Origin of the sequence: Fulvivirga aurantia, assembly GCF_009711475.1 — a bacterium.
In the GTDB taxonomy this organism is placed as follows: domain Bacteria; phylum Bacteroidota; class Bacteroidia; order Cytophagales; family Cyclobacteriaceae; genus Fulvivirga; species Fulvivirga aurantia.
The window spans coordinates 1-861 of the sequence record NZ_SMMD01000185.1; the positions used below are offsets into that span (position 1 = coordinate 1).

The 861-nt window shown below is 38.4% G+C and carries 2 protein-coding genes; both read left to right on the forward strand.

Annotated elements, in window-relative coordinates; genetic code table 11:
• The coding region (gene rpsL / locus E1176_RS00565) for a 30S ribosomal protein S12 (protein WP_246205896.1) at positions 1 to 343 on the forward strand (343 nt) is incomplete at its 5' end.
• A gap of 14 nt (positions 344 to 357) precedes the next feature.
• A complete protein-coding gene (rpsG, locus tag E1176_RS00570) occupies positions 358 to 825 on the forward strand; it encodes a 30S ribosomal protein S7 (protein WP_155208645.1) in 468 nt (155 codons plus the stop codon).
• The last annotated feature ends 36 nt before the right edge of the window (positions 826 to 861 follow it).

The following is an 861-nucleotide window of genomic DNA, read 5'->3' on the forward strand; positions in this document are numbered from 1 at the left end:
TAGAAAGAAGTTGGTATCAAAATCAAAGTCTCCTGCTCTTGATTCATGCCCTCAAAGAAGAGGTGTTTGTACCAGAGTTTACACAACGACACCTAAGAAGCCTAACTCAGCAATGAGAAAAGTGGCAAGGGTGAGGTTAACAAACGGAAAAGAAGTTAATGCTTACATTCCAGGAGAGGGTCACAACCTTCAGGAGCACTCTATTGTACTTATCAGAGGTGGTAGAGTAAAAGATTTACCAGGTGTAAGATATCACATCATTAGAGGTGCACTAGATACCGCTGGTGTTAATGGTAGGTTACAAAGAAGATCTAAATATGGTGCTAAAAGGCCAAAAAAATAAATCAATAAGGAATAATGAGAAAAGCTAAACCTAAAAAGAGATATATACTTCCTGATCCAAAGTTTGGAGACACTTTGGTAACGAAGTTTGTAAATTATCTTATGATCGATGGTAAGAAAAGTCTTGCCTACAAGATATTCTACGAAGCACTTGAGTTAGTTGAGGAAAAGACTAGCGAAGATGGGTTAGAAACGTGGAAGAAAGCGCTCAATAATATTATGCCATCTGTTGAGGTAAAAAGTAGAAGAGTAGGTGGTGCGACTTTCCAGGTTCCTTTAGAAGTTCGTCCTGACAGAAAGATCACATTGGGTATCAAGTGGATGATCAGATACGCCAGACTTAGAGGTGAAAAGACGATGAGAGACAGATTGGCTGGAGAGATCATGTCTGCTGCAAAAGGTGAAGGAGCAGCAATCAAGAAAAAAGACGATACACATAGAATGGCCGAAGCAAATAAGGCTTTTTCTCACTTTAGATTTTAAAAAATATTCCTGATGGCTAAAAGAGATTTAAGATTT